Source organism: Rhodococcus sp. C-2, assembly GCF_027854095.1.
In the GTDB taxonomy this organism is placed as follows: Bacteria; Actinomycetota; Actinomycetes; order Mycobacteriales; family Mycobacteriaceae; genus Rhodococcus_F; species Rhodococcus_F qingshengii.
The window spans coordinates 297,819-310,933 of record NZ_JAQGFI010000001.1 but is presented as its reverse complement, the minus strand read 5'-3'; the positions used below and the strand labels follow the sequence as shown (position 1 = coordinate 310,933).

The window sequence follows — 13,115 nt, the reverse complement described above, 5'->3', positions numbered from 1 at the left end:
TCGTGGCTTCCCCGATGATTGCACCGTCCATTCTGTCCGCAGATTTTGCTCGACTCGCTGATGAAGCGACTGCCGTGTCCGGCTCCGACTGGCTTCACGTCGACGTGATGGACGCGCATTTCGTTCCCAATCTCACGCTGGGTCTGCCGGTGGTCGAGAGTCTGCTGAAGGCGACGGATATTCCGCTCGACTGCCATCTCATGATCGAGAATCCGGAGCGCTGGGCGCCGCCGTACGCCGAGGCCGGTGCGTACAACGTCACGTTTCACGCCGAGGCCACCGACGATCCGCGTTCGGTTGCCCGCGATATTCGTGCAGCTGGTGCCAAGGCGGGGCTGAGCATCAAGCCTGGAACCCCGATCGACGACTACCTGGAAATCCTCGAGGACTTCGACACCCTCTTGATCATGAGCGTCGAACCCGGATTCGGTGGTCAGTCCTTCATGCCTCAGGTGCTCGACAAGGCACGCGCAGTTCGAAAGCTCGTCGACTCGGGTGAGCTGACGCTCCTTGTCGAAATCGACGGCGGCATCAACGCTTCCACGATCGAGCAGGCCGCTGAAGCAGGGATCGACTGCTTCGTCGCCGGTTCGGCGGTGTACGGAGCGAGTGATCCCGGTGAGGCGGTGCGCAAGCTGCGCGCGCAGGCCGCCTCGGCGTCGCCGCACCTGACGCTGTCGGTCTGAGCCGCTCGATGGCAAAGGGTGGACAGGCGTCGACGGCTGATCTCGACGCCGCGATGCAGATCGCGCTGGCCGCAGCTGATTCCGCGCGCGGATTCACCAGCCCCAACCCACCGGTCGGCGCGGTCATCCTCGCTGCCGACGGAACCATCGCGGGCGTCGGTATGACGCAACCGCCCGGTGGACCGCACGCGGAGGTCGTGGCTCTCGACGAGGCCGGCGATGCGGCACGTGGCGGTACGGCCGTGGTGACACTGGAACCGTGCAATCACCAGGGACGAACCGGCCCTTGCTCGCAGGCATTGATCGACGCCGGAGTCTCGGCGGTTGTCTACGCCGTCGGTGATCCCAATCCCGAGGCTTCCGGCGGCGCAGCGACCCTCATGCGCGCTGGAATCAGCGTCACGGCCGGACTGCGAGCACCCGAGGTGGAAGCTGGTCCACTGCGGGCCTGGCTGCACAAACAGCGCACCGGTCGCCCGCACATCACGTGGAAGTACGCGGCCAGTCTGGACGGACGCAGCGCCGCCGAGGACGGAACGAGTCAGTGGATCACCGGTCCGCAGGCGAGGGCGCGCGTGCATGCGCAGCGAGCGCAGATCGATGCGATCGTGGTCGGTACCGGCACCGTGTTCGCCGACGATCCGTGGCTGACCGCACGTCAGCCCACCGGTGAGCTCGCGGCGCACCAGCCCGTTCGTGTCGTCGTCGGAAAGCGCGAAATACCCTCGACGGCAAGCATTCTCGACGACACCGCACCGACTCTGGTGCTCAACACCGACAACGTCGACGAAGTAGTCGAGGCGTTGGGGGAGTACACGGACGTACTTCTCGAGGGTGGGCCCCGTCTAGCCGGAGCATTCCTTGCCGCCGGATATGTCGACGTCATAGAGGCATACATCGCTCCGATCCTGCTCGGCGCGGGCGCCTCCGCACTCGTCGATGCCGGAGTGCACACCATCACCGACGCCCACCGATTCCGTTTGGAGTCTGCGGTAACGATCGGCCCCGATATTTTGTTGAGTCTGGTTCCGGAGAGTTCTGCTCCGGGGAACGAGGAGTAGGGCGCGTGTTCACAGGAATTGTGGAAGAACTCGGCGAAATCGTCGCCAAGGAAGAACTGGTCGATGCTGCACGTTTCACGGTGCGCGGGCCACTGGTCACCTCCGACGCCGGCCACGGTGATTCGATCGCGGTCAACGGAGTGTGCCTGACGGTGGTCGACGTGCTTGCCGACGGTTCGTTCACCGCAGATGTCATGCAGGAAACCCTGAACCGCTCGAGCCTGGCGAAATTGGATGTCGGCTCTCGCGTCAACCTCGAGCGTGCCGCGGCGCTGAACAGCCGACTCGGCGGCCACCTGGTGCAAGGGCATGTCGATGGAACAGGCCACGTCATTTCCCGCTCGCCGTCCGAGAACTGGGAGGTAGTGCGGATCGCACTGCCCGACTCCATTTCCCGTTACGTCGTGGAGAAGGGTTCGATCACCGTCGACGGAGTCTCGCTGACGGTTTCCGCGCTGGGCGGAGACCGCGGGTTCGAGTACTTCGAGATCTCGCTGATCCCGACAACGCTCGAGTTGACGACGCTCGGAACCGCTGTGGTCGGTACGCCGGTCAACCTCGAGGTGGACGTGATCGCGAAGTACGTCGAGCGGCTTCACTCTGCCGGTCGGTAGGACCAGGCTGATCGGACCCGTCCGATTGGTCGTAGGGTTGTCAGTGCATCCGTCGGATGCACTTGTTGTATTCGATGATGTGAAAAGTCAAGACTTTGGAGTGCGAGCACGTGACCAGGTTCGACAGTATCGAGCGCGCAGTAGCAGATATCGCTGCAGGTAAAGCTGTTGTCGTCGTGGACGACGAGGATCGCGAGAACGAGGGCGACCTCATCTTCGCCGCCGAGAAAGCCACCCCGGAACTGGTGGCGTTCATGGTCCGGTACACCTCCGGCTACCTGTGCGTGCCGCTCGACGGTGACGATTGCGATCGGCTGGGCCTGCCCCCGATGTACGCCACCAACCAGGACAAGCACGGCACGGCGTACACCGTCACGGTCGACGCCCGTGAGGGAATCGGTACCGGCATCTCGGCGTCGGACCGCGCTGCGACGATGCGTCTGCTCGCCAACCCCGAATCCGGTGCCAACGATTTCACTCGCCCCGGTCACGTCGTTCCGCTCCGCGCGAAGGAAGGCGGAGTACTGCGTCGTCCTGGCCACACGGAAGCTGCAGTCGACCTCGCCCGCATGGCGGACCTGCGTCCTGCCGGCGTCATCTGCGAAATCGTCAGCCAGAAGGACGAAGGCGCGATGGCTCAGACCGACGAGCTGCGAGTATTTGCCGACGAACACAACCTTGCTCTGATCTCGATCGCGGACCTCATCGCGTGGCGTCGCAAGCACGAGAAGCACGTGCTGCGCATCGCCGAGGCCCGCATCCCCACCCGCCACGGTGAGTTCACCGCTGTCGGCTACACGAGCATCTACGACGAGGTCGAGCACGTTGCGCTGGTGCGTGGCGACATCGCAGGCCCCGACGGAGACGGTAGCGACGTGCTCGTCCGCGTTCACTCCGAGTGCCTCACCGGCGACGTCTTCGGTTCGCTGCGGTGCGATTGCGGCCCGCAGCTCGACGCCGCACTGGACATGGTCGCCCAAGAGGGCCGCGGCGTTGTTCTGTACATGCGCGGGCACGAGGGTCGTGGCATCGGTCTCATGCACAAGCTGCAGGCCTACCAGCTCCAGGACGCCGGTTCCGACACCGTCGACGCCAATCTCGAACTCGGCCTACCGGCGGACGCCCGTGACTACGGCATCGGTGCCCAGATCCTCGTCGATCTGGGGATCTCGTCGATGCGTCTGCTGACCAACAACCCGGCCAAGCGTGTGGGTCTGGACGGCTACGGCCTGCAGATCACCGATCGTGTTCCGATGCCGTTGCGCGCGAATGCGGAGAACCTCACCTACCTGCGCACCAAGCGCGATCGGATGGGGCACGATCTGATCGGACTGGACGAGTACGAGGCGAACCAGAACACCGCACAGCCGGGAACCGCATTGTGAGCGGGGAAGGTCAGCCGCAGCTCGCGATCGCCGAGGCCAAGGATCTGAAGCTGGCGATCGTTGCCGGGCAGTGGCACGCGACGATCTCCGAGGCTCTGATCGCCGGCGCGCAGCGCGTCGCGCAGGAGGCACAGATCAAGGACGTGACACTGGTCCGTGTCGCCGGCGCGATCGAACTGCCGGTCGTTGCGCAGGCATTGGCGCGCACGCACGACGCCGTCGTCGCTCTCGGTGTTGTCATCCGCGGCGGCACGCCGCACTTCGAGTACGTGTGCGACGCGGTCACTGCGGGCCTCACACGCGTCTCGCTCGACGAAAGCACCCCCGTGGGGAACGGTGTCCTGACCACCGACACCGAGCAGCAGGCTCTTGACCGTTCGGGTCTGCCGGGTAGCGTCGAGGACAAGGGCGCACAGGCCTGCGCCGCCGCACTGGACACCGCAGTGACCCTGCGCCATCTCCGAGCACCATGGACCGAGGATTCGTTTCGATGAGTACACCCGGCGACAACGAGAACTGGGAACTGATTGCGTCACCGCGTAAGTCGACGCGATACGCGATCGGAGTTGCTGTCCTCCTGGTGATCGTTCACGTCACACTGGCACTCCTGCTTCGCCAGGGGTCCACCGGCGTGTACTTCCGTGCCGCGGACCAGATCGCGATGGCAGGCATCGGCACCATTCTGGCTCTCGGTGTGCTGATGTTGACGCGGCCCCGGGTCAAGGTGGGCAAGCAGGGTATTGCCGTACGAAACATCCTGGGCGAGAAGATCGTCGACTGGGATCTGTTCGAGGGACTCTCGTTCCCCGACGGTGCCGCCTGGGCACGCATCGAATTGCCCGACGACGAGTACATGGCAGTGATGGCGATCCAGTCCAACGACCGCGAGTACGCCGTCGACACGGTCGGTAAGTTCCGCGAACTGGCCGACCGCTACGCACCGGTCGCGCACAAGAGCAACTGACGTCTTCCGACCGGTTCGGTGCCCGCATCCTGCGCGTTTCCGAGTCGGTCGGTGGCGGCGACTAACCTGAAACCGTGCCGGATCCCTCGACTTACCGCCCCGCTACCGGAACCATTCCGGCTGCGCCGGGCGTCTACAAATTTCGCGATCCGCATGGTCGGGTCATTTACGTCGGAAAGGCGAAAAGCCTCCGTTCACGTTTGAACTCGTACTTCGCGGACGTCACGACACTTCATCCCCGTACTCGGCAGATGGTGACCACCGCCGGCAGCGTCGAGTGGACCGTCGTCAGTACCGAAGTCGAAGCGCTTCAGCTCGAGTACAACTGGATCAAGGAATTCGATCCGCGGTTCAACGTCCGGTACCGCGACGACAAGACGTATCCGGTTCTCGCTGTGACGCTCAACGAAGAGTTCCCGCGCTTGTTCGTCTACCGCGGTCCGCGGCGCAAGGGTGTCCGCTACTTCGGTCCCTACTCCCATGCCTGGGCGATCCGCGAAACTCTCGATCTGCTGCTACGAGTCTTTCCCGCACGAACGTGCTCGTCCGGAGTCTTCAAACGGCACAACCAGATCGGCCGGCCGTGTCTGCTCGGCTACATCGACAAGTGCTCGGCGCCCTGCGTTGGGCGAGTCAGCGCCGAGGAGCATCGTCAGATCGTCGAAGATTTCTGCGACTTCCTCGCCGGCCGCACGGACAAGTTGGTCAAAGATCTCGAAAAGCGCATGCAGCAGGCTTCCGAGGACCTCGACTTCGAGACCGCAGCCCGTCTGCGTGACGATATCGGGGCTTTGCGCAAGGCGCTCGAGAAGCAGGCCGTCGTACTCGGTGACGGCACCGACGCCGATCTCGTCGCCTTTGCCACCGATGATCTCGAAGCCGCCGTTCAGGTGTTCCACGTGCGGGGCGGACGCGTGCGGGGTCAGCGTGGATGGGTCGTGGAGAAGGCAGGCGACGCCATCGACTGGGCCGCACTCGACGCCGAGTCCGACCTGCCGATCCTGGTCGAGCAGTTCCTCACCCAGTTCTACGGGGAGCAGGCGGCCCTCGACCCGGGAGCGGGTTCCGAGGCCGGGATCAGCGCAGTTCCCAAGGAAGTTCTGGTGCCGGTTCTGCCGGCAAACGCGACCGAGATCCAGGCGTGGCTGAGCAAGCTTCGGGGATCGCAAGTGCAACTGCGGGTTCCGCAACGCGGCGACAAGAAAGACCTCGCCGAAACAGTCCAGCGAAACGCGAAAGAGGCTCTGGCGCAGCACAAGCTCAAGCGCGCCGGCGATTTCACTTCGCGTTCCGCGGCGCTGCAGGGCATCCAGGAAGCACTGGACCTGGACTCGGCTCCGCTACGAATCGAATGCATCGACATCAGTCACGTCCAGGGAACCGACGTCGTGGCGTCACTGGTCGTGTTCGAGGACGGGCTCCCGCGTAAGTCGGACTACCGCCATTACGCGATCAAGGAAGCTGCCGGCGACGGTCATTCCGACGACGTCGCGAGTATCGCCGAGATCACGCGTCGGCGGTTCCTGCGCCACAACCGCGACCTGGGCGTCCTCGCGGCGTCGGCGTCGACCATGGACTCGGACGGTGGGGATCTGGCTCCCGAAGCGGCGATCGACCCGGCGACGGGCCGGCCTCGGCGGTTCGCCTATCCGCCCAATCTGTTCGTCGTGGACGGCGGCGCCCCTCAGGTCACGGCGGCAGCGGCGGTCCTCGACGAGCTGGGGGTCACTGACGTCGCGGTAGTCGGGTTGGCCAAAAGACTCGAAGAGGTATGGGTACCGGGGGAAGAAGATCCGGTCATCCTCCCTCGGACGAGCGAGTCGTTGTACCTACTGCAGCGCATCCGAGACGAAGCCCACCGCTTCGCGATCACGTTCCATCGCAGCAAACGCTCGAGGCGGATGACGGCTTCGGCTCTGGATTCGGTCAAGGGGCTCGGTGAAACTCGTCGAACCGCTCTGGTGGCTCACTTCGGTTCCGTGGCGAAGCTGAAAACGGCAACGGTCGAGGAGATCATGCAGGTCCCCGGTATCGGTGAGACCACCGCCACAGCAGTTCTGGCCGCACTCGGCACGGATTCGGCTGCAGCCGACGCGGGCGCTGAAGCTCGAGCGCTGCCAGCCGCGGTAGGGGATGATGAGCTGGACACGGAATCCGAATCGTCTGTTACGTCTGCTGACGCGCCCAGCGCCGAATCCGGTAGCGATGACGAGGGCTCCGAGTCGCGAGAATTGTCCATGCCGACGACGGGGCCGAGTGCACAGTGACTACCGACAGCGCCAAAGACAGTCGAACGATGGATTTCCTGCTGGTGACGGGATTGTCCGGAGCAGGTTTGAGTACCGCTGCCAAGGTGCTCGAAGACCTCGGCTGGTATGTCGCGGATAATTTGCCACCTGAGCTCATTTCCCGAATGGTCGGTCTGAGCTTGACCTCCGATCCGCCGGTCGATCGTCTCGCCGTCGTGATCGACGTGCGGAGTCGACTCTTCACCGGCGATCTCGGGTGGGTGCTCACCGAACTCGAGGCGGAACCGATCCACACTCGGGTGCTGTACCTCGAAGCGTCGGACGACGTGTTGATCCGACGGTTCGAACAGGTGCGCCGCAGTCATCCGTTGCAGAACGACGGCATCGACGGCACGTTGTCCGAAGGGATCGCAGCCGAGCGTCGGCAGTTGGCCGTGGTGAAGGCGGCCGCCGATCTGGTCATCGACACGTCGGCACTGAAGGCGCATCAGCTGCGTCAGAAGATCGAAACGGCGTTCGGAAACGATGCCAACCGCACGATGAAGGTGACGGTCCAGTCGTTCGGATTCAAGTACGGCCTGCCGATGGACGCCGATCTCGTCTGTGACGTTCGTTTCCTGCCCAATCCCCACTGGATCCCTGAACTTCGCCCGCACACCGGTCAGGATGCCGACGTCCGCGACTACGTGTTGTCGCGCGAGGGCGCGGAAGACTATCTCGACACCTACCGACATCTGGTGGATTTGACGATCGCCGGATATCGACGAGAAGGAAAGCGCTACATGACAATTGCGGTCGGATGCACCGGGGGTAAGCACCGAAGCGTGGCAATGTCCGAAGCTCTCGCGAGGCGTTTGGGTTCCGAGGACGACATCTCGGTCAGCATCGTGCACCGGGATCTGGGGCGCGAATGAGTGAACCGACACATCGCTCGCGGGAGACACCCGAGGGGCCGGCCATCGTCGCGCTCGGCGGCGGGCACGGATTGTTCGCCACGCTCCAGGCCGTCAGACGCTTGACGGTCGACGTCACCGCCGTGGTCACGGTCGCCGACGACGGTGGTTCGTCGGGCCGGCTGCGCGCCGAACTCGGCGTCATCCCGCCTGGAGACCTCCGGATGGCGCTGGCAGCTCTCGCGTCGGACGAACCCGAGATAGTCGACTGGACTCGGACCATTCAGCATCGCTTCGGCGGTGTCGGCGCACTTGCCGGGCATTCGGTGGGCAATCTCATCCTGGCCGGACTGACCGAGGTGCTCGGCGATCCGGTCGTCGCGCTCGACGAGATGGCGCGACTGCTGCGAATCCGTGGCCGTGTGCTGCCGATGTCGCCGATCGCGCTCGAGATCGAAGCCGACGTTCAGGGACTCGAAGAGGACCCCCGCGTCAGCCGCTGCATTCGTGGACAGGTTGCCGTCGCGACCACCCCGGGCAAGGTTCGGCGTGTGAGACTGCTCCCGTCCAATCCGCCCGCGTGCCCCGATGCCGTGACTGCGATCGATCGTGCCGATCTCGTGGTTCTCGGCCCGGGATCGTGGTTCTCGAGCGTGATCCCACACGTCCTGGTACCCGAACTCGTCGAATCACTGTCGTCGACGAAGGCTCGAAAGGTACTGGTGCTCAATCTCGCACCCGAGCCGGGGGAGACCGCCGGATTCTCCGCGGAGCGTCACCTGCACGTACTCTCCCAACACGTGCCCGATTTCCGGGTCGACTACGTGGTGGTCGACTCGGCGTCGGTACCGGCCGGGCGTGAACGTGAACATCTGCAGCGTGCGGCGGATCAATTTTCAGCCGAAGTCAGGTACGCGGATGTCGCGGACACCTCACCGGGCGCAGCGCATGTACACGATCCGGCAAAACTGGCCGATGTACTGGCTGAACTGTCGAGCAGTGCGGCAGTAGGGGATTCGACACAGTCTTCCCTGCAAGAACGGCAATCCGAAGAACAGAGGGAGAACGCTTCGTGGCAATGACAGCGGAGGTCAAGGACGAACTGAGCCGGTTAGTGGTGACTCAGGTCAGCTGCCGCAAGGCAGAGGTCTCCGCGTTGCTGCGCTTTGCCGGTGGGCTCCACATCGTCGGCGGCCGGGTGGTCGTCGAAGCAGAGGTGGATCTGGGCTCCACGGCGCGACGTCTGCGCCGGGAGATATTCGACCTGTTCACCTACAGTGCCGACGTGCACGTACTCAGTGCGGGCGGGCTTCGAAAGTCCGCTCGCTACATCGTGCGTGTAGCGAAGGAGGGTGAGGCCCTCGCGCGCCAGACGGGACTGCTCGATCTTCGCGGGCGCCCGGTTCGCGGCTTGCCTGCGCAGGTCGTCGGCGGAAGTGTCGGCGACGCCGAAGCAGCGTGGCGCGGTGCGTTCCTCGCGCACGGTTCCCTGACCGAACCCGGCCGTTCGTCGGCGCTCGAAGTGAGCTGCCCGGGCCCGGAAGCCGCACTTGCTCTGGTTGGAGCTGCGCGGCGTCTGGGGATCTCGGCGAAGGCACGTGAGGTTCGCGGAACGGATCGTGTGGTGATCCGCGACGGTGAGGCCATCGGCGATCTCCTGACCCGAATGGGAGCCCAGGACACACGTCTGGTGTGGGAGGAGAGGCGGATGCGACGCGAGGTCCGCGCCACCGCCAATCGTCTCGCCAATTTCGACGACGCAAACCTGCGACGCTCTGCTCGCGCTGCCGTTGCGGCTGCTGCGCGCGTCGAGCGTGCGTTGGAGATCCTCGGTGAGGACGTGCCCGATCACCTCGCGGCGGCGGGTGCACTGCGCGTCGAGCATCGGCAGGCGTCCCTCGAAGAACTCGGCCAGTTGGCCGACCCGCCGATGACCAAGGACGCCGTTGCCGGACGTATCCGTCGCCTGCTGTCGATGGCTGATCGCAAGGCCAAGGAAACGGGCATACCCGACACCGAATCCGCAGTGAATGTGGAGCTACTCGAAGAGGGGTGACCTGCCCTCCATCAGGGTGGGCTGCGCACGTTCGGGCCACGCGCATTAGGGTATGAGTCACATCGACCGATGAACCCCACGTCCGCGTCGTGCACACACGGATTCGGAGTATGCGTGGGTCAAGTTGCACACCAGAATCATGGTCAAAGGAGCGAATTGTGACTGTCCGGGTTGGCGTAAACGGTTTCGGCCGTATCGGACGTAACTTCTTCAGGGCGGTGGATGCGCAGAAGGCGCTCGGAACCACCGATATCGAGATCGTGGCAGTCAACGACCTGACTGACAACGCGACGCTCGCTCACCTGCTGAAGTACGACTCCATCCTCGGCCGTTTGCCGTACGACGTGTCGCTCGACGGTGACGACACGATCGTCGTCGGCGATCAGCGCATCAAGGCCCTCGCACACCGTGGCCCGTTGAACGAACTTCCCTGGGGCGAGCTGGGCGTCGACGTCGTCGTCGAGTCCACCGGCATCTTCACCGACGCCGCAAAGGCCAAGGGACACCTCGAAGCCGGCGCCAAGAAGGTCATCATCTCGGCTCCGGCCAAGGGTGAAGACATCACCATCGTGATGGGCGTCAACGACGACAAGTACGACGGCAGCCAGAACATCATCTCCAACGCGTCGTGCACCACCAACTGCCTCGGCCCCATCGCCAAGGTTCTCGACGACGAGTTCGGCATCGTCAAGGGTCTGATGACCACGATCCACGCGTACACCCAGGATCAGAACCTGCAGGACGCTCCGCACGCAGACCTCCGTCGCGCCCGCGCAGCTGCCCTCAACATCGTTCCCACCGGTACCGGTGCAGCCAAGGCAATCGGCCTGGTTCTCCCGCAGCTGCTCGGCAAGCTCGACGGCTACGCACTGCGCGTGCCGATCCCCACGGGCTCGGTCACCGACCTCACCGCGAACCTGAAGAAGTCGGCCACCGCCGACGAGATCAACGCTGCGATGAAGGCTGCTGCCGAAGGACCCCTCAAGGGCATCCTGAAGTACACCGACGCACCGATCGTCTCCTCGGACATCGTCACCGACCCGCACTCGTCGATCTTCGACTCGGGTCTGACGAAGGTCATCGACGACCAGGTCAAGATCGTCTCCTGGTACGACAACGAGTGGGGCTACTCCAACCGCCTCGCCGACCTCATCGGCCTCGTCGCCAAGTCTCTCTGAGCGGAGTTTCGATAACAGTGGCAGTTCAGACGCTGAAGGATCTGCTGGACGCTGGGGTCGAAGGGCGCACCGTACTGGTGCGTTCCGACCTCAACGTCCCGTTGGATGGCGGAGAAATCACGGACCCGGGTCGCATCGTCGCGTCCGCTCCCACCCTGCGGGCACTTGCCGAGGGTGGAGCGAAGGTCATCGTGACCGCGCACCTCGGGCGCCCCGACGGTCGGCCCGATCCCAAGTTCTCCCTCGCACCGGTTGCCGCGAAGTTGGCCGAAATCCTCGGTCGCAACGTGCAACTCGCCGGTGACGTCGTGGGACAGGACGCGCTGGCTCGTTCCGAAGGACTCACCGACGGTGACGTCCTGATGCTCGAGAACATCCGTTTCGACCCTCGCGAGACCAGCAAGGACGAAGCCGAGCGGGTCAAGCTCGCCAAGGCTCTCGTCGAGCTGGTCGGTGACGACGGCGCATTCGTCTCCGACGGATTCGGTGTTGTTCACCGTAAGCAGGCGTCGGTCTTCGACGTCGCGAAGCTGCTCCCGCATTACGCCGGATACCTGGTCGGCGCCGAGGTCGAGGTGCTCGCCAAGCTCACGCAGGACGCGGCGCGTCCGTACGCGGTGGTGCTCGGTGGCTCCAAGGTCTCGGACAAGCTGGCCGTCATCGAGGCACTGGCGCCGAAGGTCGACACTCTGGTGATCGGCGGCGGAATGTTCTACACGTTCCTCGCGGCTCAGGGTGTGTCCGTGGGCAATTCGCTGTGCGAAGAGTCCATGATCGAGACCTGCAAGGATCTCCTCGACCGGTACGCCGACGTCATCCACATCCCTCAGGATGTTGTCGTCGCGGACTCCTTCTCGGCCGATGCCGAGTCGAAGATCGTTCCGTTCGACAAGATTCCCGACGGCTGGATGGGTCTGGACATCGGACCGGAGTCGGTCAAGCGCTTTGCCGCGATCCTGACCGGCGCCAAGACGGTGTTCTGGAACGGCCCGATGGGCGTGTTCGAGTTCCCGAAGTTCGAGGCAGGCACCCGCGGTGTCGCCGAGGCAATCGTGGAGGCAACCGAGAAGGGCGCCTTCAGCGTCGTCGGCGGCGGCGACTCCGCAGCAGCCGTTCGTCAGCTCGGTATCCCGGACGAGGGCTTCTCGCACATTTCCACCGGTGGTGGCGCTTCCCTCGAGTACCTCGAGGGCAAAGAGCTGCCTGGCATCGCAGTACTGGAAGGCTGATCCGACATGGCACGTAAGCCGTTGATCGCCGGCAACTGGAAGATGAATCTGAACCACCTCGAGGCTATCGCCCTGGTGCAGAAGATCGCTTTCTCTTTGCCTGCGAAGTACTTCGACAAAGTGGACGTCACGGTCATCCCGCCGTTCACCGACATCCGAAGCGTCCAGACGCTGATCGAGGGCGACAAGCTCCTCCTCACGTACGGCGCGCAAGATGTCTCGGCTCATGACTCGGGTGCGTTCACGGGCGAGATCAGCGGCTCCATGCTGGCCAAGCTCGGTTGCACCTTCGTCGTGGTCGGTCACTCCGAGCGTCGCACCCTTCACGGTGAGACCAACGAGACCGTCCTCGCGAAGACGAAGGCCGCTCTCAAGAACGGCCTCACGCCGATCGTGTGCATCGGCGAAGGCCTCGAGATCCGCGAAGCGGGCGAGCATGTCGCCTACAACGTCGAACAGCTCAAGGGTTCGTTGGCGGGCCTGAGCGCGGAGGAGATCTCCAAGATCGTCATTGCGTACGAACCTGTCTGGGCCATCGGCACCGGCCGTGTCGCTTCTGCCGCCGATGCACAGGAAGTGTGTGCTGCGGTACGAGCAACAGTGGCCGAACTTGCCGACGCCGAGGTCGCGGCCGGCGTTCGCGTTCTGTACGGCGGTAGCGTCAGCTCGAAGAACGTCGGAGAGATCGTCGGCCAGACCGACGTCGACGGCGCTCTTGTCGGCGGCGCGTCACTCAAGGCTGACGAGTTCGCGACACTGTCTGCGATCGCTGCAGGCGGTCCACTCCCGTGATGATCGGG

General features: G+C 64.2%; 13 protein-coding genes. All 13 read left to right on the top strand.

What is annotated here, in order from left to right; translation table 11 throughout:
* The first annotated feature begins 2 nt into the window (after nt 1–2).
* The gene (gene rpe / locus PCS43_RS01260) at nt 3–686 is read left to right on the top strand and encodes a ribulose-phosphate 3-epimerase (protein WP_030536417.1); all 684 of its coding nucleotides are present in this window, start codon (nt 3–5) and stop codon (nt 684–686) included.
* 8 nt (nt 687–694) lie between these two features.
* Nucleotides 695–1,747 carry a bifunctional diaminohydroxyphosphoribosylaminopyrimidine deaminase/5-amino-6-(5-phosphoribosylamino)uracil reductase RibD gene (gene ribD, locus PCS43_RS01255; RefSeq protein WP_003945026.1) on the top strand — a complete coding sequence of 351 codons (1,053 nt, stop codon included), beginning with the start codon at nt 695–697 and terminating at the stop codon, nt 1,745–1,747.
* Between the two features lie 5 nt (nt 1,748–1,752).
* A complete protein-coding gene (locus tag PCS43_RS01250) occupies nt 1,753–2,361 on the top strand; it encodes a riboflavin synthase (RefSeq protein ID WP_003944892.1) in 609 nt (202 codons plus the stop codon).
* Nucleotides 2,362–2,471: 110 nt separating this feature from the next.
* A complete protein-coding gene (locus PCS43_RS01245) occupies nt 2,472–3,746 on the top strand; it encodes a bifunctional 3,4-dihydroxy-2-butanone-4-phosphate synthase/GTP cyclohydrolase II (RefSeq protein ID WP_003944833.1) in 1,275 nt (424 codons plus the stop codon).
* Nucleotides 3,743–4,240: a 6,7-dimethyl-8-ribityllumazine synthase gene (gene ribH / locus PCS43_RS01240; protein ID WP_003944999.1), complete on the top strand. Its 498-nt coding sequence runs from the start codon at nt 3,743–3,745 to the stop codon at nt 4,238–4,240. The genes PCS43_RS01245 and ribH overlap by 4 nt, the downstream gene beginning before the upstream one ends.
* Nucleotides 4,237–4,710, top strand: coding sequence for a PH domain-containing protein (locus PCS43_RS01235; RefSeq protein ID WP_003944987.1), 474 nt, complete (start codon nt 4,237–4,239; stop codon nt 4,708–4,710). The genes ribH and PCS43_RS01235 overlap by 4 nt, the downstream gene beginning before the upstream one ends.
* Before the next feature lie 74 nt (nt 4,711–4,784).
* On the top strand, nt 4,785–6,977 hold the full coding sequence (gene uvrC / locus PCS43_RS01230; RefSeq protein ID WP_007727980.1) for an excinuclease ABC subunit UvrC: 2,193 nt from the start codon (nt 4,785–4,787) through the stop codon (nt 6,975–6,977).
* On the top strand, nt 6,974–7,873 hold the full coding sequence (rapZ, locus tag PCS43_RS01225) for an RNase adapter RapZ (protein WP_003944872.1): 900 nt from the start codon (nt 6,974–6,976) through the stop codon (nt 7,871–7,873). The genes uvrC and rapZ overlap by 4 nt, the downstream gene beginning before the upstream one ends.
* On the top strand, nt 7,870–8,934 hold the full coding sequence (locus PCS43_RS01220) for a gluconeogenesis factor YvcK family protein (RefSeq protein WP_125051051.1): 1,065 nt from the start codon (nt 7,870–7,872) through the stop codon (nt 8,932–8,934). The genes rapZ and PCS43_RS01220 overlap by 4 nt, the downstream gene beginning before the upstream one ends.
* Complete coding sequence (gene whiA / locus PCS43_RS01215; RefSeq protein ID WP_021344225.1) at nt 8,931–9,908, top strand: DNA-binding protein WhiA; 978 nt, start codon at nt 8,931–8,933, stop codon at nt 9,906–9,908. The genes PCS43_RS01220 and whiA overlap by 4 nt, the downstream gene beginning before the upstream one ends.
* Nucleotides 9,909–10,066: 158 nt before the next feature.
* A complete protein-coding gene (gene gap, locus PCS43_RS01210) occupies nt 10,067–11,086 on the top strand; it encodes a type I glyceraldehyde-3-phosphate dehydrogenase (protein WP_003944851.1) in 1,020 nt (339 codons plus the stop codon).
* A 17-nt stretch (nt 11,087–11,103) separates the two neighbouring features.
* Nucleotides 11,104–12,315: a phosphoglycerate kinase gene (locus PCS43_RS01205; RefSeq protein WP_270922986.1), complete on the top strand. Its 1,212-nt coding sequence runs from the start codon at nt 11,104–11,106 to the stop codon at nt 12,313–12,315.
* A 6-nt stretch (nt 12,316–12,321) separates the two neighbouring features.
* Nucleotides 12,322–13,107 carry a triose-phosphate isomerase gene (tpiA, locus tag PCS43_RS01200; protein ID WP_042919821.1) on the top strand — a complete coding sequence of 262 codons (786 nt, stop codon included), beginning with the start codon at nt 12,322–12,324 and terminating at the stop codon, nt 13,105–13,107.
* Nucleotides 13,108–13,115 lie beyond the last annotated feature (8 nt).

Excerpts from the sequence above, each read along its gene's own strand:
- ribD (WP_003945026.1), top strand. The coding sequence starts at position 695 with ATGGCAAAGGGTGGACAGGCGTCGACGGCTGATCTCGACGCCGCGATG.
- PCS43_RS01235 (WP_003944987.1), top strand. The coding sequence starts at position 4,237 with ATGAGTACACCCGGCGACAACGAGAACTGGGAACTGATTGCGTCACCG.
- whiA (WP_021344225.1), top strand. The coding sequence starts at position 8,931 with ATGACAGCGGAGGTCAAGGACGAACTGAGCCGGTTAGTGGTGACTCAG.
- PCS43_RS01220 (WP_125051051.1), top strand. The coding sequence starts at position 7,870 with ATGAGTGAACCGACACATCGCTCGCGGGAGACACCCGAGGGGCCGGCC.
- tpiA (WP_042919821.1), top strand. The coding sequence starts at position 12,322 with ATGGCACGTAAGCCGTTGATCGCCGGCAACTGGAAGATGAATCTGAAC.